Here is a 24,325-nt window from a genome sequence, read left to right as displayed (position 1 = left end):
TTTAATTCGTACTACCGGATGGCGATCACTTCGAATGTCTTATCCGAATGGACTGCAATATCCAGTTCAATATTAATATTTCCTTCAAACCTGGCCGTATAATTACCGTCTGCAACCGATTCAGGAATCAGGAAAATTTTTACATCATCTATCACTTTTACCTCAAGGGGAATCTTATCAAAAGGTTTTTGATTTGAATTTGATGCAAATTTATAAAGAGCCTGATTGACTAAATAAGCCTGATTGGTTGAGTTATTCATTACGCCAAAGCCTGAACCTTGAGAGCAGGAGCAACATTTCGTACCCCCTGTGCTGCACGGACAACAAGAACCATGGCGCGAATAAAAGTACATACCGCCAACCTTATTCCCCTGCAGCAAAGCTTTGTAAAACTGTTTATCAAGTTTTACGAGGGTTTCCAGATTATTGCCTTCCCGTGTGCTTACCTCCATAGCCAAATCGGCCAGCGAAATAAGCGGTTTCCGGCTGTCATCAGCGGCTGATGAGCCACACAGCCAGGTGGGTTTAACAAAGTAAGCAATGGCCAGCAACAGGAGCACACCTGCCGCAAAGCCGGTTAACACATTTTTCATAGCACGTGGGGTTTTGGTTTAAAAGAAAGGTAACCATTAAAAACCGCATTTGATAGCTTTACCAACGTTAAGTTTTTACACTGCAGTCAGTACCGCTTACCCCGTTTATCACGCATGGGCACAAACAACACAGGCAGGCGGTTTTGGCGCTTCAGTTTGCCGTTTTCTTTTGTTACCAAAACAAGTTCCTGTACTGAAACTTCTCCTACCGGAATAATCATCCGCCCGCCTTCTCTGAGTTGTTCTTCCAATGGCTTAGGAATGTGGCTGGGCGAACAGGTAACAATAATGGCATCAAACGGAGCCGCCTCCGGCCAGCCCTGGTAGCCATCACCGATGCGTACAAAAATATTAGTGTAATTCAACTGCCTCAACAGGCTGTCGGCACGGTTGCCCAGCACCGGCTCCAGTTCAATGGTGTATACTTCCTTGCATAATTCGGCAAGGATGGCCGCCTGGTATCCGGAGCCTGTGCCGATTTCAAGTACTTTATCGGTTGGCTTTACATTTAGTACTTCCGTCATGAACGCAACAATGTACGGCTGCGATATGGTTTGCCCCTTGCCTATGGGCAAGGCGCTGTCGTTATATGCCTGGACAGAAATATTTTCAGGAACAAACCGGTGGCGTTCCACCTTGCGCATGGCAGCAAGCACAGCCGCTGATCTGATACCTCGTGCTTTCAGTTGATTATCCACCATAGCATTACGTAATGCGCTGTAATCCTGACAGATGGCAGCCTTGTACACACCCAGCATAAAAATTAAACTCAACACCGAACACCCGTTTGCCTGCATAAGCCGTGAGAGGGATTTACCCTATTAAATTAACAAGCTTTAAAGCATTTTCCGGAATAGCTTTTGGATTTTTAAAAAACATTCTGTTTATCTTTGTACACGTTCTTTAACAATTCACTTATCAAGAAAGGCTGAGGGAAATGGCCCGATGAAGCCTTGACAACCTGCCCTGACCAACGTGTCAGCGGTAAGGTGCCAACTCCAGCCCTGAGAAATCAGGGAGAGATAAGTCAGATTATAGCTTGAATAATTTTACCTGAATTACAAAGCTCTTCTGATTTATCGGAAGAGCTTTTTTCTTGCTCGTTCCGGTACGCCTTGCTCGGTAAGTGGTTTAAAAAAAATGTAAAACCAAAAAAATCAGTTACCATGAGCAACACCACTTCCATCATTCACAGTGTACCGGTTGACGAACTAACCGGCTCCATTTCCGTACCCATTTACCAAACCGCCACCTACGTGCAACAGGCGCCCGGTGTAAACAAAGGGTTTGACTACGGCCGTTCGAACAATCCCACCCGGCTGGCACTGGAAAATATCATCGCCAAGCTGGAAGGCGGCCGGGCAGGCTTTGCTTTCGCCACCGGCCTTGCCGCCATCGATGCGGTAGCCAAACTGCTTTCAACCGGTGATGAAATCATCGCGGTAGATGACATCTATGGCGGGGCGTACCGGCTGTTTACGCACATCTATGAAAAATTCGGCATCAAAATCCATTACGTTGACACAACCGATGCCGAAAACATCATTGATTACATCAACGATAAAACCAAACTCATCTGGCTGGAGTCGCCTACCAATCCGACTTTAAAAATTTCGGATATCGAAAAAATTGCTGCCATTGCACACGCCAATCAAATTCTGGTAGTTGTTGATAACACCTTTGCCTCACCGGTAGCTCAAAAGCCGCTTGCGCTGGGTGCCGACATCGTTATCCACAGCGGAACGAAATACCTGGCGGGTCACTCCGACCTGGTAGCCGGGCTGGTAGTAGTGAAAACCGAAGAACTGGCCGAAAAAATCAAGTTCATTCAAAACGCCACAGGCGGCATCCTTGGCCCGCAGGATTGCTGGCTCACCATCCGCGGCATTGAAACGGTTACGCTGCGCGTTCCACGGCAATGTAATACGGCCTTGCAGGTTGCCCGTTTCCTTTCGCAATGCGATGAAATTGAAAACGTGTATTACCCGGGTTTGCCTCCTCATAAAAATCACGCCATTGCTGCACAGCAACAGAACGGCTTGTTCGGAGGTGTTCTTTCTTTCACCCTTAAAGACGATACAGAAGGAGCAGCCGTGAACCTGGTTACCACAACAAAATACTTTAAGCTGGCCGAAAGCCTGGGTGGTGTTAAGAGCCTCATCTGCCACCCGGCCCAGATGACACACAAATCCATCCCGCGCGAAAAGCGGTTGCAGTCGGGTGTGGCTGATTCACTCATCCGCCTCTCCTGCGGCATTGAGGATGCCCATGATTTGATTGCCGACCTGAAGCAGGCCATAGAAAGAGTAAAAGCAAAAAAATTAGTAAACGCATAACACAACATCGCAATGGGAAAAATATTGAAACTCGGATTATTTGGGTTTGGCTGCGTAGGCCAGGGGTTATACCATGTACTTCATGAAACGCGGGGAATTAAGGCCGAAATAAAAAAGATATGCATAAAGCATCCTGAAAAAAAACGATCGCTGCCGGATTCATTCTTTACATTGGATAAAGCCGTTATCCTGCATGACCCGGAAATAGATGTGGTTGTTGAATTGATTGATGATGCAGATGCCGCTTTTGCTATTTTGAAGGAAGCTCTGCAAAACGGCAAGCACGTGGTAACGGCCAACAAAAAAATGCTGGCCGAAAACCTCGAAGAAGTCTATCACCTCCAACAACAGTATGGCCGGTCGGTTTTGTATGAAGGAGCTGTTTGCGGCAGCATCCCGATAATCCGTAACCTGGAAGAATATTACGATAACGACCTGATTACCGAAGTATGCGGAATTTTCAACGGCTCCACCAATTACATCCTTTCCAAAATTTTTAATGAAGAGAAAAGCTATGCCGAAGCCTTGGCCGAAGCGCAACAGCTTGGCTTTGCTGAGTCAGACCCGACTCTGGATGTGGCCGGCTTCGATCCGAAATACAAACTCGCCATTGTGCTTGCACATGCATTCGGTGTATTTGTTAAGCCGGATGATATTACCAACATCGGTATTGACCGTATAAGCGCAGATGATCTGGATTATGCCCGGGAAAACAAACTTGCTGTTAAACTGGTGGCTTGCGCATTCAAAACCGACAACGCTATCCATGCGCTTGTAGCGCCTCAGTTTGTTGAAAATGATAATTCACTAAGGCACATTCAAAACGAATACAATGCCGTACAAGTACGCGGAGCTTTTTCAGAGAAGCAGTTATTCATTGGCAAAGGAGCAGGCGGTTACCCTACGGGCTCAGCCGTGCTTTCGGATATTTCAGCACTGCGGTATGGCTACCGGTATGAATACCGCAAGCTTCAACAACACAGTGACGTTCGGTTTTCGAACGACATCGCTGTAAGAACATTTGTGCGCTTGCCTGCCGAACAAGGGATTCCGCTTAATAACTTTCAGGAAGTTGAATCGGGTTATGCCGGGGCCCACAGCCAGTATTTATGCGGGAGGCTCCCTTTCAACAAATTAAAAACCTGGAGCAGCGACAGTCGGGTTGGATTCATTCTGGCCCCTGAACCCGATTTTGTTCCGGCTCTTGCCACAGTTAACGCGAATACATTGTTGGTGGCCTGAAATAAGGTTTAACAAGCCGGAAAAAACTGCATTTTGGATGTCATTTTACAGGCACGCGCAATATATTTGTAGCCCGTAAACCGGTTTCATTATGATTATTGCCTCGTCCATTATTGCCTTTACCGTTATTATCCTGTTGCTGGTTGCCCTGTTGCTGGTTGCCCAAAAACAACTGGTGCAATCGGGGCCGGTAAAAATTATTATCAATGGCGATGCCCAGAATGCCATTACCGTGGCAGCCGGTTCTTCCCTGCTTACTACGCTTTCCAACCAAAAGATTTTTCTGCCATCTGCCTGCGGGGGCGGTGGCACTTGCGCCATGTGCAAATGCGTGGTTGAATCAGGTGGTGGCGATGTGCTGCCCACCGAACTGGGCCACCTGAGCCGGCAGGAACGCGCCAACCACGTAAGGCTGGGGTGCCAGGTAAAAGTAAAACAGGATATGTCCATCCGCATACCCGAAGAAATTTTTGGCATTAAAAAGTGGCAATGCGAAGTGGTATCGAATTACAACGTTTCCACATTTATTAAAGAGTTTGTTGTTAAACTCCCTCCGGGCGAAACCTTAAAGTTTGAGGCGGGGGGCTATATCCAGATTGATGTGCCCGCCATTACCGTTGACTACAAAACCATTGACATTACCCCGCACCCCGAACTGGGCCACAAACCCGATGTGTTTAAAAGCGATTGGGACAAATTCAAGTTGTGGGATTTGAAAATGAAAAACGATGAGCCCATTTTCCGGGCGTATTCCATGGCGAATCATCCGGCCGAAGGCAACATCATCATGCTCAACATCCGGATTGCCACACCCCCGTGGGATCGCGCCAACAACAAATGGATGGACGTGAACCCGGGCATCTGTTCATCCTATGTGTTCTCGCGCAAACCGGGCGACAAGGTAACCATTTCAGGACCTTACGGTGAATTTCATATTAACCCTACCCAGCGCGAAATGATCTACATTGGTGGCGGTGCCGGCATGGCTCCGCTGCGCGCACAGATTTTCCACCTGTTCCACACCGAAAAAACCAACCGCAAGGTTTCCTATTGGTACGGTGGCCGATCAAAAAAGGAATTATTTTATGTTGATCACTTCCGCAAAATTGAAAAAGACTTTCCCAACTTCCGCTTCTACATCGGTTTGTCGGAGCCGCTTCCGGAAGACAATTGGAAAGTACTTAAGAGCCTTGACGATCGGGAAGGAGATGGCTACCTGGGCTTTATTCACCAATGCCTATACGATAACTACCTGAAGAATCACCCGGCACCCGAAGATATCGAATACTATCTCTGCGGACCCCCGTTAATGAACGCAGCGGTACTGAAGATGCTGGACGAGATGGGTATTCCAAAGGAGAACATCCGCTTTGACGACTTTGGCGGGTAATCTTCAACAGATTCTGATCAAAAAGGGAGCCTGACCGGCTCCCTTTTTGTTTCTTTCCTTTCGTATCTTTCTCAAAAATAGTCTGCATGGATTTAACCATTCTCTTCTCTCCCATCCCCGAATCGGTTTACGCCTCCATTACTTCCACGTCATCTTTTTATAAAAGCATTCGCATCTTCGGCAACAAAATGCCCGAATACAAAGATGCCCACATTGCCCTGCTGGGTGTTGGCGAGAACCGCGGAGCCGGTGAAAACACCGGAACGAAAAACGCAGCCGATGAAATACGTAAAAAACTATATGCCCTGAAGAAAGGAAATGCCCTGTACCGCGTGGTTGACCTGGGCAACCTTAACCCCGGCCACGACCTGGAAGAAACCTATATCCGCCTGAGCGAGGTGTGCCGCATGCTGCTCGAAAACAATGTACTGCCGGTGATCCTCGGGGGCTCACACGACCTTGACTACGGCCAGTATGCCGCGTACGAAACCATGGATAAACTGGTAAGCCTGCTGAACATTGACGCCTTCCTGGACCTGGATGAAAACCGGGAGGCACCGATGAACCGCCAGCATATTCATAAAATCATGCTGCACGAACCCAACTTCCTGTTTGGTTATACACACCTGGCTTACCAGACTTACCTGATTGACCCGGCCTCTGTATCGGTATTGGAGAAACTGTACTTCGAAGCATTTCGAATCGGGCAGATGCGCACCAACCTGCAGGAGATGGAACCCGTCATCCGCAATGCCGATATGCTGTCGTTTGATGTTACCGCCATCCGCTCAGCCGATGCCCCCGGCAATGCCAACGCGCAACCTTTCGGCCTCACCGGTGAAGAAGCCTGCCAGATTTGCTGGTATGCAGGGCAAAATGAAAAACTGAGTTCCGTTGGTTTTTATGAATACAACCCTGAACTGGACGATGCCCATAAAAAAACTGCCAGCGTAATTGCCACCATGGTGTGGTATTTTATTGAAGGCTACTACCACCGCAAAAAGGAACAGAACTTTAAGAGCAACGACTTTTTGAAATACGTGGTGGCCATGCCGGTGGAGGCTGAGACCATTACCTTTTACAAGAGCAAGTTCAGCGACCGGTGGTGGATGGAGGTGCCCTACCCGGGCGGCTTTGAACGCTATGCCCGCAACAGCATTGTGCCCTGCAGTTATACCGACTACCAAACCGCCACCAAAGGCGAAGTGCCCGAACGGTACATCAGCATGGTGGCGAAGTTAAGTTAGGGTTACAGCTTGCGGCATAGTGTGGTGGCAGATCTACAAGCACTTCACTGACAACCAAGCGCAAATGGTTTTATGCCAAGCCCCTGGTAGCGGCCGTTTTCTTTCGCACCCTTGCTACGACACTAACAACTAGTACGATTAAGAATATTCCGACTAACGCAATTTTTGTTGTTTTTCCCAACAACATGCTAAAAAGCAAAGTATCTGCTTTTCCGGTTTGCAAATACACCCAATCACTGGCAATTCGTGTAGCCAAATCCGGATTACCTGTTTCCAAAACTATTATTCCGTCACCCGTAACCGGATTAATTCTTATTGCCGTGTTTATCGGAGGTGTGCTCTTTCCGTCATGTCCAAAAATGTATTCGCTATCTTCTACATCAATGTAAAGCATAGTGCCTAGGCCGTAAATCTCCTCGCCCATTACGTCCCAATGACCTTCTCTCATTGCCTTAAGCGTTTCCGGCTTTACTTGTTCTCTGCCTATTGGTTCACCGTTCTTTCCTTCCAGAAAAATTTGAAAAAATTTCTCTAAATCGGCCAATGAAGTATAAAGTGAAGTTGCTGCTAATGACGTGTAATAGTAATGGGGTGCTTTTGTTTTATCCGCATTGTAGAACTCACATAAACTGCTATTTAGTGAATCGCTTAAAATGTAAGTACTGCTGGTCATATTCAATGGCTTGAATAAACTGGAAGTCATAAATTCGTTAAAGGATTGACCACTTGTTTCTTCCACTATCAATTGTAAAAGCGTAAAACCACCGCCTGAGTATTTCCAGGTGGAGTTTGGCTCTATTCCAACACGTACTTCACCGCTTATTCCCGTATCCGCATCTTTTGCCTTAGTGAGTGACTCTTCAAGGGATTGAACAGAATCCCGGATTTCAAAGCCGCTGTATCCAAGCCCATCCGTCAAACCAGCCGTATGACTCAGTAATCTCCGAACAGTTACCTGTTCAGTATCAAATTCGCCTGGTGGCAATTGCCATCTCGTCAGGTATTGATTTACAGGATTGTCTAAATCAACCTTTCCAAGTTCAACCAATTTCATTATTCCTACAGCAGAAACGAATTTTGAAAGAGATGAAACCTGAAAAATCGTATTTCTATCTACGGGCTTATTATGAGAAAAGAATAGTTCCTTTTCAACGGTGCCATCCTTCATGATTGCCATTGCAAAATTCCCTACGAATTCCTTTTCTGCAGTTTCTTTAACAGCAGTAATAAATGAGACAGTACCCTTGCTTTTTGTAATCGGGTTATGCCACCATCCATTTAATAGTCCATTAAACACAACAATAGCCCAGCCAATAATCAATATAGTGGCCACAAATGCGTACTTGATAAATCTATTCATATTTTCAAAGCATTCTTAGCAGGTAGTTTATTTCTGTTGTTGTATTAGATACTATAAACTGCGCCTAACAACCTGGAATATACTATGACTTAATTTCAATTAATTCAATCTTTCCCGGCCACCGGCAATTTTCTGCCGTTGAACATCCAACTGAATCAAGTGGCGCCCTGCCTTTTCATCGCCCATAACCCTACCATAGCCGTTAACACCAGGCTAAGAATTGCCAATAGGTTCAGCTTCGATGACTCCCATAATCCCACGGTAATTAACACTTTCTCTACCTGGTTCAGGCCAACCAGCACAATGCTTCCGAAAACAAGAAGGAGTATAAAGTTTGCCACAAACCTTTGCCGGTAATTTTCCTGTATTAACGCTTTCGAGTTAACCAAAAATACCAGCAGCGCCACCAGCAGCGGCAAAATCAGTCCGTTTAATGCCTGTACGGTTAAAATTACCGGTATCGGTTTAATGCCACTGATGCCAAACAAAAAACCAGTCAGCAACACCGCACCCCACACCAGGCGCAGCCTGCGCGGATCATCCCACCCAAAAACAGTTGAGGCAATGATGGAGGAGGCGTATGGTGCTGTTATAGCCGAAGAAAATCCGGCAGCAAATAAACCAACGCCCAATGCCAGCGAGCCCACCGGGCCCAACTTTTCTTTTAATGCCAATGCCAGTTCGGGAAATGAAGAGAACGCCTGAACGGACGTACCCGCAATCAATATCGCTGCCGTAATCAATCCGCCAACGAGAACTGAAACAGTTAATCCTATGCGCATCAGCGGAACGGTTTTGCCTTTACTAATACCTGATCCTAAAAAGATATTGTACGGCACAATGGTGGTACCCACAAGCCCCAAAATCAGTAATGCACTGCCGGCAGGAAAAGAAGGAATTAGAGCATGCTTAAGTACATCCGTAACGGAAAATGCCTGCTGAAAAGCAAGTATAAAAAAGGCAACGCCCATCAGGCCTACCAGTACCGTCATCAGCCACGAAATAACCTGGCGCTTGTTAGTCCACAATACAACAAAAGCGGCTACCGCAATAAATACAGTAAGGGCTTTTGTATTCACCTCACTCAGCAGGTTTAGCCCGGCAACAGCCCCCAAAATATTACCTGCTTCATAAGCCGCACAGCCCAGCATAACGGTTAAACCAACAATAACCATCAGTGTTTGACCCCATCTGTTGCCGAAACATTTCTTAGAAGCCTCTCCAAGATTTAACCCGCTGCTGATAACAATGCGGGCTGATGCTTCCTGTAACACAAGGCAGCCCAGTGTGCCCAGTGCAACCGCCCACAATAACTGAAGTTGGTGCGTAACCCCTGCCGTAATGGCCGTGGTAATGGTGCCCGGACCGATAAATGCGGCCGAAATAACGGAGTAGAGGATTACGCTGGAGAGTTTAGAAGGTGGGCGCATGAGCGGGCAAACTTTGGTGTTCGGCTATAACACATTGTTTAACTGCTCCTTTATCTTCTCCAGTTCTTCTTTCATGGCCACCACATGCTTTTGTATTTCTGCATCGTTGGCTTTGCTGCCGATGGTGTTGATCTCCCGGCCAATTTCCTGTGCGATAAAGCCCAGTTTTTTTCCATTTGATTGTTTCTCGGCCAACACCTGCAAAAAATAATCGAGGTGGGCTGCCAGCCGCACGCGTTCTTCGTGGATATCAAATTTCTCGGCATAGTAAATAATCTCCTGTTCCAGCCGGTTTACATCATACCCATCGCCAAACAATGCTTCGATGTTGCCTTTGAGTTTTTCCTTGATCTTTTCAACACGCTTCGAATCAAGCTGCTCCACGTTGTTAAGCGAGGCCCGTATGGATTGACAGTAGTGAACAAAAAATTTCTCCAACACCTTTCCTTCGGAAGCCCGAAAGGCATCGCATTTGGCTATGGCTTCTTCAATGGCTTTTCGCACCAGATGCCAGTCTCCTTCGCTGGCACCCTCAGCCAGTTTGTTTTGCACAACATCGGGTGATGAAAGGGCTATTTGAAACAGGTTTTCGTACGAAGCCATGGCCCGGTCGGCCAGTTTTTTAAGTTGGGTATAATACTGAATAAAGAGAGCCTCGTTGTAGGATTGTTTAATCTCTGCATCGGCCACCCGCTGAAAGTCTACGGTAAGGCTTACCTTTCCCCGATCCAGTTTTTCATTGATCAGGTTACGGATTTCCAGTTCCTTATCTGAAAAAGATTTGGGCAGCCGGAGGTTCAAATCAAGAAACTTTGAATTGAGGCTTTTTACTTCAGCCTGTACCTGCGCGTGACCATTATCGAGGCTAACGCTGCCATAGCCGGTCATTGATTTAATCATGACTGATTTAATTTACGGAACAAGATACAGCAAATCCCTGTTAGAAATCGAAGCCCAGGGTAACCATAAGGCGGGGGTTGCCCACCCGGTAATTTTCAACCGGCCAGGCAAGGTCAAACTTCATGTAATAGCCCAACATAACGGTGCGCATGCCAACACCATAACTGTACAACCAGGGGTTGAGGTAATTTTTTATGTCGATATCAAAACTGCCTTCCCGTACGCGCCTGAAACTAACACTGTTGCCAGAGGAGAATGGGGGCTTACCCGACCAGCTGCTTCCGATATCGTAGAAGCCGATAAATTGCATGTTTCGGAAAAAGTTAGATGTAATTGGTGCTGACGATAATACGCGGATGAGTGGTACGCGCAGTTCGGCATTCATCAGCAACACGTTGTTGCCAAAAAGAATTGCGTAATCAAACCCGCGAAGGTTAGTGGCAAATTCAGCAAAAAGCAGATCGGTATTCTGTGTTTGCGTTCCGAGCGGATTTTCTTCACCGGTGCTGGAGGTTCCTCCCAGGTACACCTGATTAAAAGCCCAGTTGTCCATGCCACCCAGCAAATAATGTTTCGGTCGCTTACCATAAAAGGTTCCTCCAAAACCCCTAACAGCCAGAACAATTTCGCGGTAAATTTTCTGGTAATGCCGTATATCAGCCGAAATCTGGCTAAAACTATTGCTGCTGTTATCAAGCCCCTCCCAATGGGTATAGGTAATTTTTCCGCGTGTTCCTTCAATTATATTGAGGGCTACTGAAACCGAGTTGTCATACACAAGTTCTGATTTTACACCTGCAAAAAACTCTGAAGAAGGTCGTGCCGATGGCGGCCGGGTAGGCAGGGTGGTTTCGCCCAGGAAAGCCGCGGTGGTTAACGCTCCAAAAGGTTTTGCCGTTAACCGAATCCGGTCGGATACCGGGAGGGCGGCTCCCAGTTCAAACTTGTTCAGGGAGTAGTGATAGATGTTTTCGCCCGAATAGGGTTCCCACCGGATGCCCTTTCTGTCGAAGCGGGCACTGAAGTCGATAAACGAAGGCAGGTATTGAAATTCGCCATACACATCACCGTTGCGCAGATCGATGCTGGTCATCAGCCCTCCGTAAAAGCGGTAATTTTCCAGCATATCATTCATTTGAATTTCCATTAAAAATCCAAAACCACGCAAGGGGTCAATTACAGCCGAAGTAACCATGGACTCACGGCCAAATTTGCTCTCATAGGGAAACGGGCCCATGATGCGGTTTTTATCGCGGGCCTTCATGTACCGGTTTAAAAAAGTTTCAGACGGCTGCGGTTGCCTGATAACCTCATCTTCAAAAACATAATTATCCGTGTTTATAACGGGTTCTTGTTTTGGCTTTACTGTATCTGCCTTTACAAGGATTGTTGAGTCGATCGTAACTTTAGCAGTATCGCTGATAACGGGTATTGAATCCTTTGCCGGGAGTGAATCGTTTTTAGTTTGGGCTTCTTTAAGGCGGGCATTAAGCAGGTCTTTAATCGTCATGTTTTTGTTTTCTTCCTGCCGTTTACGGTCACGAATAATTCGCGCCTGCTGCAGTTCTTTTCTCCGGGTGGCCGGGGTAAATACATTTCGATTCAGGTTAAAATTTTTGTCGATAAAAATGTCATCACGCAGACGTTGCTGGGTTACCATAGCAAGCATGCTGCGTTCGGCATTGAAATCATAGTCCTTGATGCTGGTTGAATAATTGGTAACCTGAGTATAGATACCGCTGGCCCTGTCAAACTTAAACAGGTTAATAATGCCACGCTGATCGCTGAGGTAATAAAATATGTTGTCGTTAAGGGCAACGGGCGCATAATCTTTACTGAGCGTATTGGTAATACGGGCCACCACCTGGTTGGTGGTGTCTAAATCATAAACAAACAGGTTGTAATTGTCCGTTAAATCGCCAAGGGTTGGCTTAGCCTGTGTACGCAGGGTATCGGTGGTTCTGTTCGAACTCCACACAATGCGATTGGTGCCCGGTATAAAACCGGGATCCAGGTCATCGTACAAATCGTTTGTTAATCTGCGTACGCGGTCTCTGCGTGTGCTCAAAAGAAAAAGATCGTTTTGCCCTTCGAAATCGGCACTGAGTATAGCCAGCCGGCCATTGCCAGAAAAACTCAGGCTTCGAACATTGTCGAACCGGTCCAGTTCACGCGGAAGTTTTGTGCGAGTGTTTAAATCATATAGCCAGAATGTATATTCACCGCGCTTAACCGCAATGACACCCAACGTACCGGCATCAGCCCAACTGATGAGCGGCAGGCGGTTGTCTACCCGCTGGCCGATAACCCGGCTCCCTCCGCGGAGAATAGTTGTTTCTTTGTTGCTTTCTAACGACCGCACTTTTATCGCATAACTACCCCGGTCATTCTCTGCATAAGCCAGGTAGCGGCCATCCGGGCTTACTTTTAATGTGGTAAACTCGGTGTATCGGTTAGGTGGCGATTGAAATTTGGCCGAATCGGGTTGTTTTATGTATGATTTACTTACCGAACTTTCCATTTGTAAATAATACTGGCGCCATTCCTCTACAAGGCGTGTGTAGCTTACCCCGAGCGTAATCAAAATGCTTTTCTCCTCATTTCGGGTTATGCGTGTATAATTGAGGATGTTGGAAATGTTGCTTTTACCGTAACGCTCCACTATAAAATTCCAGGCCGATTGCCCAATAAGGGCCGCTTCCTTGTGGGTAAACTTGCTAAACTTTTTAACGTTTCTGGTAGATACAATCTGGCGAACATAGTCATCCATTTCTGCGGTCCAGCCCCTGGCTACATACATGGCCACTCCGCTCACAAACCAATCGGGCAGGTTAAGCAACAACGCACTCTGAAAAATATCTTTCAGGCTGCCTCCATACATCATTTCATTTACCAGCATGGATGTAATGTTAAAAAGGAGTTCATCCTTAAACTCCTGGGCGGTGCCCTGATGCGCTACCTCCACATAAGGTTTAATAAAATCAACCTCTCCGTTAATATTATAGTATGTATGGTTCAGGCCTACATTGCTCTGGCGCAAATCGGCCATTGAATTATAAATGAATACTTTAGCCTTGTAATACGGAGCATACCCAATCAGGTCGGTAATCCGGTCAAACTCCAGTTCGAGGTATTGCAGGGCCTGCGTGGCAATATCTCTGCGGCCATCATAATAGTACACATCAAAATTTTCACCGGTCAGGTATTGCCAGTCGAAACTGCGGTATTGAATACGGTTTTTTCCAAAAACCTCGCGTGCCTGTTGCGCCCGGACATCAAGCCCTGCTGCCACTACCCATAAGCAACAAATTGCCAAAACCTTTGCCATATTACCTTCCTAAGCAGACTTCCAATATAATGATTTATAACGTTGAATAGCCACCGCATTGTTCAGCGCAAGCTCATTTTCAAGCCACTGCACCAAATGGTGCGAAAAATACGGAGCCAGGCTTACGCCCTTGGTACCCAGCCCGTTAAACACAATCAGATTGTTAAACTCCGGATGCAAGCCCAGTATGGGCCTGCGGTCAGGCACGGTTGGCCTGAATCCAAACAGCTGATTACGTATTTGGTAGGGAAACCGGACCAGCAAATCAAGTGCAGCAGTCAACTCCTTCCGGGCATCCGGTGTAATCCCCGGTGTGCCGTCAAACCGGTTATAGGTTGCTCCGGCCTTCCACACACCAGGCACCACATAAACGCCCCGGTTGTAAATTCTTGTCACCTCCTCATCGGTTTCCAATTGAAGTACTTCGCCCTTCAGGGGTTGAATAGGAAGCCATGAAAAGAACCGGTTCTGATTAACAGCAATACCCTGACAAAAAATGACCCTTGCGGCTTTCAGGTTCCGATAAGTAACCCCATCGGGGCAAATAACCAGTTCAGCTTCATTAAAAAAATCTTCAAGGAAAGTACCTTGTTGGACAATTAGCTTGCGGACGGCTTCCAGAAATTTAACGGTGTCCAGGTACCCACACTGTTTTAACAGCAAACCGCCATAGGGGTTTATTACCTGCGATTCAAAAATTGGTGATGTAGTCAGTTGTTCAAGGTAGGGCGTATATCGATTATCGGCACTCTTAATCATCCAGTCGTTTTGCTCACCAGCCGAAGCAAACGGCCGGTAAACCGGCATCGGATAAAAAAAATGCTGCCCTGTTAGTTTTTCAGCACGTTGATAAAACATGTGCAGATAGGAAAACAATATATCAGCCTGCCAGGTAAGTGAAAAGATTTTTCCGGTTATAGGGTTGAACAACCCGGCAGCCACACGTGAAGCTGCCTGATCAACTGGCAAGTCAATAACAGCAATTTTTTTTTTACGCTCCAATAGCTGAACAGCCAGGCAGGAGCCGGCTAACCCCTGGCCGACAATCAGGTAATCAACTACCTTGGTGTTCATCGACTATTTGCAACGAAGAAATCCGAAATGCCAAAAATCCGGATTATTTTTGAGTTATGCTTCATATCGAAAGCTTTACATTCAATCCGTTTGCCGAAAATACCTACCTGGTATATGATGATACAAAAGAAACTATCATTATCGACCCGGGGTGTTGCAGCAGGGAAGAAGAAAATTACCTGGCTGATTATATTTCCGGAAATCGCCTGGTGGTAAAGCAACTGATCAACACCCATTGCCATATCGACCATGTGTTGGGCAACTATTTTGTCAAATCGAAATACCGGGTTCCGCTTTTTATCCACCCCCTTGAAGAGCCGTTGCTCAGAGCCGTGAAAACCTACGCACCCAACTACGGATTCCCATCTTACCATGACGTACAGCACGATGGTTTTCTTTCCGAAAACGATGTTGTTGTGGCAGGCGATTATCAGTTTAACGTGTTGTTCGTTCCGGGGCACAGCCCAGGGCACATTGCTTTGTATAATCAGCAAAACAAAATACTCATCAGCGGTGATGTACTGTTCGAAAACAGCATCGGCCGAACCGACTTGCCCGGTGGTGATTACGATATATTGATTGAAAGCATTCAAACTAAACTTTTTTCATTACCCGATGAGGTAACCGTATATTGCGGGCATGGCCCCACAACAACTATCGGAAATGAAAAACGAACGAATCCGTTCTGCGCTTTAGCCCGATAACCATGAAGCGATTCATTCCAAACATCCTTACCATCGGCAATCTGCTTTGCGGATGCATCGGTATTGTGTACCTGCTTGAGAATAAACCCATGCCGGCCGCCTATTTTGTTTGGGTTGCCTGTGTTTTTGATTTTCTGGATGGATTTACAGCAAGGCTGCTTAAAACGCATTCTGCCATCGGCAAGGAGCTTGATTCATTAGCTGATGTGGTAAGTTTTGGCGTGCTCCCCTCATTGGTTATTTATAAGCTGTGGCCCGCTGATGTACCCGGGTGGATCGCCCTTTCTTCGCTTTCAATTGTGGCTTTTTCTGCACTTCGGCTGGCTATATTTAATATTGATGAAACCCAGACGGATTCCTTCAGGGGCTTACCCACTCCTGCCAATGCTATCCTGCTAACCTCCCTACCCCTGTTACCCGAACCTACCCTTGCCTTGCTTCAACAACCGATTCAACTGATGGTTATTACCATACTTTCATCGTGGTTGTTGATTTCCCCCATCGGGCTATTTGCCATTAAATTCAAGTCGTTTTCATGGAAGGGCAATGAAATCAGGTTTACCTTTTTACTAGCAGCGGTATTACTTTTAAGCCTGTTTAAGCTGGTAGCCGTACCGCTTGTTATACTACTGTATATCGCCTTTTCGTTACTAGCTAAACTCATACTTAAGCAGAACTGAATCGCTGTGCCGGGGGCTCCACTTTTTATTTCCTTTCACAGATTAATGGCTACTGTAGTGGCCTTGGTGGCTGTTTGTGTATCCGCTTCAGGTCAATCATCTGTACTTCATACCGGCAACTGGTACAAAGTAGCTGTGAAACAAAACGGGGTTTACCGCATTGACCTGAACCTGTTTAAAAAAATGGGGTTCGATCCGAAAACTGATCCCCGTAAAATCCGCATCTACGGAAATGGCGGTGGCATGTTGCCCCAGGCAAACAGTACTCCACGACCAACCGACTTAACAGAACTGGCCATCTACATTCAGGGCGAAGAGGATGGAAATTTTAATTCGCAGGATTTTATCTTGTTTTATGCCGAAGGCCCCGATAAAGTCTCATTCAGCCAGCAAGAGGAAATATTTTTTTATGAAAAGAATCTATACGCCAGTCAGAACTTCTATTTTATTACAGTAGGTACAACCAATGGAAAACGTATTCAAACTGCCTCCGATGCCGGATCAGGGTTTCCTGTCGTAAGTACCTTTGAAAATTTTGTTTACCATGAACTTGACCAGCACAATGAACTGAAGTCGGGACGTGCATGGTTCGGTGAGCGCTTTGACTTAAGTACTGAGTTGATACATTCCTTCAGCCTACCCGATATCATACCCGACACGCCTATAAAAATTGTATCGGATGTGATGGCCCAATCATTTGATAATACTTCGTTTAGTTTATTCTTAAATGGAACACAAATCGGTCAGCAAACGATAGCCGCTATCCCAAACATTCAGTATGGTATTAAAGGACGGCAAAAGCGCGATACACTCATTATCAATTCAACTGCTGTATCTGCTCCATCCACAACAAAACAGGAACTGCGATATCAATACAATAAAAGCACTTCAACCCGTTCCATTGGCTATTTAAATTTTTGCCTGCTGCAGGCTACACAACAACTTAAGCTACAGGGTCAGCAAACGCTATTTCGTTCACTGGCCAGTTTACAGCAACCCGTTTCCAGGTACTCGATTGGCCAGGCAACTGCCTCATCGCGTATTTGGAATATCACCGACCCGCTAAGTCCGGTTCTCCAGGTTGCCGTCTTCCAGTCAGGAACAATTTCTTTCGCAGCGCCTTCAGTAAACCTTCAAAACTATATTGTCTTCCAGCCAAATGCGCCCGCCCCTGAGCTGATTGGAAAGGTTACCAATCAAAACCTGCGAGGCCAGTCCACCCCTAACCTGATAATAGTAACTCATCCTGATTTTAAAAATGAAGCTCAACGACTGGCCAACCACCGGATGGCTGTAACCGGCTGGACTGCCCAGGTAGCCACAACAACTGAAATCTATAACGAATTTTCCAGCGGTCGCCAGGATGTTACCGCTATCCGCGATTTTGTAAAGCACCTATACGATAAAGCACCCGGTGCCTTGCGGGCATTGCTGTTGTTTGGAAAAGGCTCATACGATTATAAAAACATTTTGGGAAACAACCGGAATTTTGTAGTCACCTACGAATCGCGAAATTCACTGCATCCGTTACAAACTTATTCCTCCGATGATTACTTCGCTTTTCTTGAAAACCACGAAGGCGAATGGGCCGAAGACCCGCCTGTAAACCACAGTATGGATATCGGGGTAGGCAGGCTACCGGTAAAAACACTCAGCGAAGCCAAAACAGTAGTTGATAAAATAATCGCATACGACACCGACACCAAACTGGCCGGCCCCTGGAGAAAAAATATTGTGTTCATTGCCGATGATGGCGATTTTAATATTCACCAAAGTCAGGCCGACCAGTTAGCTGAAGAAATCGAAGCCAATCAGGCCTTTTTTAACCCGCACAAAATCTACCTCGATGCTTTTCCTCAACCAGCAGGTGCTTCGGGGCAAACCTCACCCGAAACAAGAACCGCCATTGAAAAGGCTTTTTACGATGGTGCACTCATCATTAATTATACCGGGCATGGCGGAGAACGCCAGTGGGCTCAGGAAAGAATTTTTGACGATCTGGTGATTGTTAGCCTACAAAACAAACGCCTGCCCTTACTCCTTACGGCAACTTGCGAATTTGGCCGGCAGGATGACCCAATATTTCTTTCAGGTGGCGAATTGTGCATACTGCAAAAAAATGGTGGAGCCATTGCCCTGGTAACCACAGCCCGGCCGGTAAGTTCAAGCACCAATTTTGCATTGAACCAGGCTTTTTATGAGGCCCTGTTTCAAAAAAACGATAATGCTTACACCGAATTGGGTGATATTTTCCGAAGAACAAAAAACAGCAGCCATAGCGGAGTTTCAAACCGCAATTTTTCACTGATTGGTGATCCCTCATTACACCTGGCCATGCCCGAATTCGGAATTGAAGCAGATGAAATAAAAACCCAGGCCGGAAGCGATACCCTAAGCGCATTATCGCTTGTTACCATTACAGGAAAAATAACCGACCATACCCATACGGTAAACACTTCGTTTAATGGCATCTTGCATGCTACATTGCTTGACAAGGAAACCTCCTTTCAAACATTAGGGGATGAAAACCCGGTATTCAGTTACACCCAATGGTTCAATGCACTTTACCGGGGGCAGGCACAGATTGAAAACGGAACATTCAGCATGGAGCTTCTTATGCCGAAAAACATTGTCTATTCTGTTGGCACCGGAAAACTGAGTTTGTACGCCTACCATGAAGAACAATTAACCGATGCGTCCGGTTTTTCAAAAGCGTTTAAAATAGGACTGAGCGAACCCACTCCTCCTACCGATAATACGCCTCCCGAAATCCGATTATTTATTGGAGACACTACTTTTATTGAAGGAGGAATTGTACCCACCCCCGCCCGGTTAATCGCCCGTCTCTCCGATGATAGCGGAATTAACATCTCCGCCTACGGAATCGGCAACAGCCTGGTTGCTACGATTGATGACAATCAAACTTTTATTCTTAACAACTACTATATAGCTGATATCAATAATTTCAGAAAAGGCACAATCGAATTTACGCTCCCACCTTTACTGCCGGGTACGCATAATCTTACCCTAAAAGCCTGGGATGCCTATAATAATCCTGCCCAGGCTTCAATTAATTTTTCGGTAGGCGGTGAGGGACTTGTCATTGAGTCCTTTGGCAATTACCCTAATCCATTTACTGAATCAACAAAACTATACCTTACACACAATCGAAGCGGGGATGATCTGGAAGGAGTACTTGGCCTTTATGATTATACCGGCCGGGAAGTTCACCGAATCAATTTTTTTGTACCCGAAAGCACTTACCAGGTTACCCTGGCTGAATTTTTCCGTACAGAAGAGCCATTAAAATATCTTAAAGCAGGTTTATACTATGCCCGGATAAGCCTGCGTTCAATAACCAATGGTTCTAAAAATGAGCGGGTTACAAAACTTATTATTGCGAATTAACTATCTTTGAAACCTTGAAGCCTGACAAATGAAGGTTCATTCCACGTTTACACTTCTTACTGCATCTTTACTGCTTTCTGTCGGATATGCACAACAGACCGGAGTAGTCACCGGGGCCGATACCACCTTTCGTGTTATCACCACCGCTGTTCCGTTTCTAACCATCAGTCCGGATGCACGCAGTGCAGCATTAGGCGATGTCGGAGTTGCAACAGCACCGGATGCCAATTCAGCTTACTGGAATCCAGCCAAACTGGTATTTATTGACAAGGCCTACGGAGGCTCGATCTCGTACACGCCTTGGCTGGGCAAGATCATCAACGATATGTGGATTTCCTACCTTTCAGGTTTTTACAAAATTACACGCGAACAGGCCGTTGCTCTTTCGATGAAATATTTCGATATGGGCGATATCAGCTTTAGGGGTAACGGCAACGAACCCCTTGGCGACTTCAATCCCAGAGAAATGTCCCTGGACTTCACTTATTCCAGGATGCTCACTGAAGAATTAAGTGTGGGTTTAACCGGAAGATACATTTATTCCAACTTAACTGGTGCGTTTCCATCAGGTACAGATACGCGTCCAATCAATTCAGCTGCGGCTGACATCGGTATTTATTATAACAAATTGATGAAGGGGGCTAAGAATTCTACGTTGTCGCTTGGCGCACTGATTTCAAACATTGGCCCAAAGGTTTCCTATACCGATGATGCCAACGAAAATTTTATACCTACTAACCTGAAAATAGGTGGTGTTTACACTACCGAACTTGATCCGTTCAACTCAATAAGCTTTGCAATGGATTTAAATAAACTGCTTGTACCCACTGTTGACAAAGGGCAGTCTGTACTTAGCGGAATGTTCAACTCCTTTTCAGATGCACCCGATGGTTTCTCAGAGGAAATCAAGGAGATCATACTGAATATGGGTGTCGAGTATTGGTATAATAATACGTTTGCGGGCCGCATCGGATATTTTCTTGAATCAAAAGAAAAAGGAAACCGCAAGTACCTCACTCTCGGAGTCGGCTTCAGAAATCAAAAGTCCTTCGGCATTGATGTGGCCTACCTTGTTCCAACCAATGGCCGCGAGAATCCACTGGCCGAAACAATTCGCTTTTCGCTGTTGTTCCAGGTTAAGAAAGAAAGGGAAGAGTCCGTTACCGATTAATCCACATGTTGGATCGTACCCTACCTCCTCCTTTTTCACTAAGTCATTCGCTCAATCTGTTAAAGCCGCATCAAGTAAACCTCCAAACAGGGGCAAAACTTTTTTTTATCAACGGTGGCGAGCAGCAAGTTGTAAAACTTGAACTTATTTTCCATGCCGGCCGGTGGTATGAGGACATTCCGGGAATTTCATATTTCACTGCTCACCTCTTGGCAAAAGGAACGAAAACAAAAACTAGCAAACAGATTGCCGATACATTAGAGTCGCTCGGAATGCACTTAGAAATTACTCCAGGATTTGACTTCGTCTCCGTATCGTTATTTGGATTAACCAAACATTTCAGCGAAGCCCTGGAAACACTCGTTGAAATTTGTGTCAGGCCCTGTTTCCCTTCGGATGAGTTGGACCAATTCAAAAGCATCTTCCTGCAAACCCTTAAAATTAACCGCGAAAAGACCAGTTATCTGGCCTCTACTGCCTTTAGGAAAAATCTTTTCGGCCAAAACCACCCATATGGAAATGAAGTGGATGAAAGCCATGTAAATCAAATCTTAAGTGAAAAACTCGGATCTTTCCACGCCAAGCACTACAAACATTTCACAGCGTTTATCACCGGCAGATTATCTGAAGCGCTCCAAGCCAGTATAATTGAAAGGTTAGCGCAGATTCCCGTGCAGGAGGTTCGGTTATTTTCTGCACAGATTTCGGTACCTGGTAAAGGGTCCGTTCATATAAAAAAAACTGATAGTATTCAGGCATCACTTCGTTTAGGGAAGCTGGTCATTTCCCGAAACCACCCAGATTATCCGGCTCTGGTTCTAGCAAATCATGCCATTGGGGGATATTTCGGTTCACGCTTAATGCAACGACTTCGTGAGGATAAAGGCCTGACCTACGGCATTCACTCAGCAATACATCCGCTTATACGCCATGCATATTTTATAATTAGTGCTGATGTTAGCAAAGAACATAAAAATTTTGCAACAGAAGAGATTAAATCAACTCTTCAAGATTTCAGAACGTATCCGCTTGAGGGTACTGAGTTGCAGGTAGTAAAAAATCACTTTCTGGGCAGCCTGTTTACTGAAATTAACACGCCTTTTGCCCATACTGAGAAACTGAAAAATATTTATTTACATCAACTTGAAAGTGATTATTACCAAAATCTGGTCATTCAAATACAAAAAATTTCCGCTGAGAAGTTGGCCAAAATAGCCGAGGAACATCTTCACGAAAGCAATTTACTAATTATAACAGCAGGTTAGCATAATTAAAAAAAGGCACCACAATAAAAATAAAAAAGGCAACAACTTATGCTGACGCAAGGTCAGCACCCTGACAGCCAACGGCTCGTCAGGGCTCTCCCTAAAAAAAAACCCTACCCGATTTACTCAGGTAGGGTTAAAAAAATCAGGCAACGACTTACTCTCCCGGGTATTATCCCAGTACCATCAGCGCATGTGGGCTTAACTGCTCTGTTCGGAATGGGAAGAGGTGTTCCCCACCGCTATAGTCACCTTAAGATCTTTGGTGATTGAGCACTTTTCTTAGCTCGGCCTGACAGTCAACGGCTCGTCAGGATCACCTTAAGATTAATGAGTGTAACACTCCAATAATTTGACTACCAGAAAAGGTAGATACATGCAGTAAAAAATTAATCCGCGAACATAGGGCGTGGTCAAAAAGAAGCTATTGGGTAATTAGTACTGCTCAGCTTTGACATTTCTGCCTGTACACCTGCAGCCTATCAACGTCATCATCTCTGACGTCCCTTAAAGGAAGTCTCATCTCGAGGTGGGTTTCGCGCTTAGATGCTTTCAGCGCTTATCCTCTCCCAACATAGCTACCCAGCCATGCAGCTGACGCCACAACTGGTACACCAGCGGTTGGTCCAACCCGGTCCTCTCGTACTAAGGTCAGATCCTCTCAAACTTCCAACGCCCATCACAGATAGGGACCGAACTGTCTCACGACGTTCTGAACCCAGCTCGCGTGCCACTTTAATAGGCGAACAGCCTAACCCTTGGGACCTTCTCCAGCCCCAGGATGTGACGAGCCGACATCGAGGTGCCAAACCTCCCCGTCGATATGAGCTCTTGGGGGAGATCAGCCTGTTATCCCCAGAGTACCTTTTATCCTTTGAGCGATGGCCCTTCCATACAGAACCACCGGATCACTATATCCTAGTTTCCTACCAGCTCGACCCGTCGGTCTCACTGTCAAGCACCCTTATGCTATTGCACTCCACGCACGGTTACCAAGCGTGCTGAGGGTACCTTTGAAAGCCTCCGATACGCTTTCGGAGGCGACCACCCCAGTCAAACTACCCACCACACACTGTCCCACGCATTTGCGTGGTTAGACATCAAGAAAACGAAGGGCGGTATTTCACCGTTGACTCCCCCGAACCTAGCGGCCCGGGATCAATGCCTCCCGCCTATCCTACACATCATCCACCCAATGTCAATGTGAAGCTATAGTAAAGGTTCATGGGGTCTTTCCGTCCCGTGACGGGTACACGGCATCTTCACCGTGACTACAATTTCACCGAGCTCATGGCTGAGACAGTGCCCAGATCGTTACACCATTCGTGCAGGTCGGAACTTACCCGACAAGGAATTTCGCTACCTTAGGACCGTTATAGTTACGGCCGCCGTTTACTGGGGCTTCAGTTCAATGCTTCGCGCTTGCGCGCTAACATCCCCCCTTAACCTTCCAGCACCGGGCAGGTGTCAGGCCTTATACTTCATCTTTCGATTTCGCAAAGCCATGTGTTTTTGTTAAACAGTCGCCTGGGCCATTTCACTGCGACCTCTTTGTATTGCTACAAAGGAGGCATCCCTTCTTCCGAAGTTACAGGATTAATTTGCCTAGTTCCTTAGCCATGATTCACTCGAGCACCTCAGGATTTTCTCCTTGACTACCTGTGTCGGTTTGCGGTACGGGTACCATATCAATTAACGCTAGCGGGTTTTCTTGGAAGTCTGATTACACTCTCTATCCCTTTGGCCGAAGCCTCCGGGTACTGTTGGGTTTCAGCATCTTTTACGGATTTGCCTGTAAAAGATCTACCTACGCCTTTCAACGAACTATTTCGTCAGTTCGCGGAGTTGTCACTCCTCCTTCACCACTTTGCTTGATACGGTAGTACCGGAATATTAACCGGTTGTCCATCGACTACCCCTTTCGGGTTCGCCTTAGGCCCCGACTTACCCGCGGTTGATTAACATTGCCGCGGAATCCTTAGTCTATCGGTGGACGGGTTTCTCACCCGTCTTATCGTTACTTATGCCTACATTTGCTTTTCTAACCGCTCCACCGTGCATTACCACACGACTTCTCCGCTGTTAGAATGCTCCCCTACCACAGATTGCTCTATTCTAAGCTTCGGTAGTACACTTGATGCCCGATTATTATCGATGCTCTGTCGCTCGACCAGTGAGCTGTTACGCACTCTTTAAA

16 protein-coding genes, 2 rRNA genes and 1 riboswitch (1 of these 19 running past the window's edge) are annotated in these 24,325 nt (G+C 46.2%); of the genes, 9 read left to right on the top strand and 9 right to left on the bottom strand.

What is annotated here, in order from left to right; translation table 11 throughout:
• Positions 1 to 11 precede the first annotated feature (11 nt).
• Positions 12 to 593: a hypothetical protein gene (locus HRU69_06270; GenBank protein QOI97118.1), complete on the bottom strand. Its 582-nt coding sequence runs from the start codon at positions 591 to 593 to the stop codon at positions 12 to 14.
• Between the two features lie 86 nt (positions 594 to 679).
• Positions 680 to 1,351: a protein-L-isoaspartate(D-aspartate) O-methyltransferase gene (locus HRU69_06265; protein QOI98843.1), complete on the bottom strand. Its 672-nt coding sequence runs from the start codon at positions 1,349 to 1,351 to the stop codon at positions 680 to 682.
• Between the two features lie 154 nt (positions 1,352 to 1,505).
• Positions 1,506 to 1,622, top strand: a riboswitch (SAM riboswitch).
• Between the two features lie 137 nt (positions 1,623 to 1,759).
• On the opposite strand from HRU69_06265, the gene HRU69_06260 reads away from it, so the two are divergent.
• The 4 genes from HRU69_06260 (at position 1,760) to HRU69_06245 (ending at position 6,808) form a co-directional block, all read left to right on the top strand.
• On the top strand, positions 1,760 to 2,929 hold the full coding sequence (locus HRU69_06260) for a PLP-dependent transferase (GenBank protein QOI97117.1): 1,170 nt from the start codon (positions 1,760 to 1,762) through the stop codon (positions 2,927 to 2,929).
• Positions 2,930 to 2,941: 12 nt separating this feature from the next.
• Positions 2,942 to 4,171, top strand: a complete 1,230-nt coding sequence (locus HRU69_06255; protein QOI97116.1) for a homoserine dehydrogenase — start codon at positions 2,942 to 2,944, stop codon at positions 4,169 to 4,171.
• 91 nt (positions 4,172 to 4,262) lie between these two features.
• Positions 4,263 to 5,561, top strand: coding sequence for an NADH:ubiquinone reductase (Na(+)-transporting) subunit F (locus HRU69_06250; protein QOI97115.1), 1,299 nt, complete (start codon positions 4,263 to 4,265; stop codon positions 5,559 to 5,561).
• A gap of 86 nt (positions 5,562 to 5,647) precedes the next feature.
• Positions 5,648 to 6,808 (top strand): formimidoylglutamase, encoded by a 1,161-nt coding sequence (locus HRU69_06245; GenBank protein QOI97114.1) that lies wholly within the window; start codon positions 5,648 to 5,650, stop codon positions 6,806 to 6,808.
• Positions 6,809 to 6,878: 70 nt separating this feature from the next.
• On the opposite strand, the gene HRU69_06240 is transcribed toward HRU69_06245, so the two are convergent.
• The 5 genes from HRU69_06240 to HRU69_06220 form a co-directional block, all read right to left on the bottom strand.
• Positions 6,879 to 8,168, bottom strand: coding sequence for a beta-lactamase family protein (locus tag HRU69_06240; GenBank protein QOI97113.1), 1,290 nt, complete (start codon positions 8,166 to 8,168; stop codon positions 6,879 to 6,881).
• A 155-nt stretch (positions 8,169 to 8,323) separates the two neighbouring features.
• On the bottom strand, positions 8,324 to 9,598 hold the full coding sequence (locus HRU69_06235) for an Nramp family divalent metal transporter (protein ID QOI97112.1): 1,275 nt from the start codon (positions 9,596 to 9,598) through the stop codon (positions 8,324 to 8,326).
• A gap of 24 nt (positions 9,599 to 9,622) precedes the next feature.
• A complete protein-coding gene (locus tag HRU69_06230) occupies positions 9,623 to 10,498 on the bottom strand; it encodes a YicC family protein (GenBank protein QOI97111.1) in 876 nt (291 codons plus the stop codon).
• A 40-nt stretch (positions 10,499 to 10,538) separates the two neighbouring features.
• On the bottom strand, positions 10,539 to 13,826 hold the full coding sequence (locus tag HRU69_06225; protein ID QOI97110.1) for a translocation protein TolB: 3,288 nt from the start codon (positions 13,824 to 13,826) through the stop codon (positions 10,539 to 10,541).
• A gap of 9 nt (positions 13,827 to 13,835) precedes the next feature.
• Positions 13,836 to 14,900, bottom strand: coding sequence for an FAD-binding oxidoreductase (locus HRU69_06220; protein ID QOI97109.1), 1,065 nt, complete (start codon positions 14,898 to 14,900; stop codon positions 13,836 to 13,838).
• A 56-nt stretch (positions 14,901 to 14,956) separates the two neighbouring features.
• On the opposite strand from HRU69_06220, the gene HRU69_06215 reads away from it, so the two are divergent.
• Genes HRU69_06215 through HRU69_06195 form a run of 5 tightly spaced genes read left to right on the top strand, consistent with a single transcriptional unit; the run spans position 14,957 to position 22,128 of the window.
• Positions 14,957 to 15,604 (top strand): MBL fold metallo-hydrolase, encoded by a 648-nt coding sequence (locus tag HRU69_06215; protein QOI97108.1) that lies wholly within the window; start codon positions 14,957 to 14,959, stop codon positions 15,602 to 15,604.
• Positions 15,605 to 15,606: 2 nt separating this feature from the next.
• A complete protein-coding gene (gene pssA, locus HRU69_06210; GenBank protein ID QOI97107.1) occupies positions 15,607 to 16,284 on the top strand; it encodes a CDP-diacylglycerol--serine O-phosphatidyltransferase in 678 nt (225 codons plus the stop codon).
• Between the two features lie 45 nt (positions 16,285 to 16,329).
• Positions 16,330 to 19,692: a type IX secretion system sortase PorU gene (porU, locus tag HRU69_06205; protein QOI97106.1), complete on the top strand. Its 3,363-nt coding sequence runs from the start codon at positions 16,330 to 16,332 to the stop codon at positions 19,690 to 19,692.
• A gap of 28 nt (positions 19,693 to 19,720) precedes the next feature.
• Positions 19,721 to 20,863, top strand: coding sequence for a type IX secretion system outer membrane channel protein PorV (gene porV, locus HRU69_06200; GenBank protein QOI97105.1), 1,143 nt, complete (start codon positions 19,721 to 19,723; stop codon positions 20,861 to 20,863).
• A gap of 5 nt (positions 20,864 to 20,868) precedes the next feature.
• Positions 20,869 to 22,128 (top strand): insulinase family protein, encoded by a 1,260-nt coding sequence (locus HRU69_06195; GenBank protein ID QOI97104.1) that lies wholly within the window; start codon positions 20,869 to 20,871, stop codon positions 22,126 to 22,128.
• A 144-nt stretch (positions 22,129 to 22,272) separates the two neighbouring features.
• Here the strand turns inward: HRU69_06195 and rrf are convergent.
• Both rrf and HRU69_06185 read right to left on the bottom strand, forming a co-directional pair.
• A 5S ribosomal RNA gene (gene rrf / locus HRU69_06190) occupies positions 22,273 to 22,384 on the bottom strand.
• 159 nt (positions 22,385 to 22,543) lie between these two features.
• Positions 22,544 to 24,325 (bottom strand): 23S ribosomal RNA (locus HRU69_06185); it runs 1,117 nt beyond the window's last position.

Source organism: Flammeovirgaceae bacterium (assembly GCA_015180985.1).
GTDB lineage: Bacteria > Bacteroidota > Bacteroidia > Cytophagales > Cyclobacteriaceae > UBA2336.
This window is presented reverse-complemented; position numbering and strand designations above follow the sequence as displayed.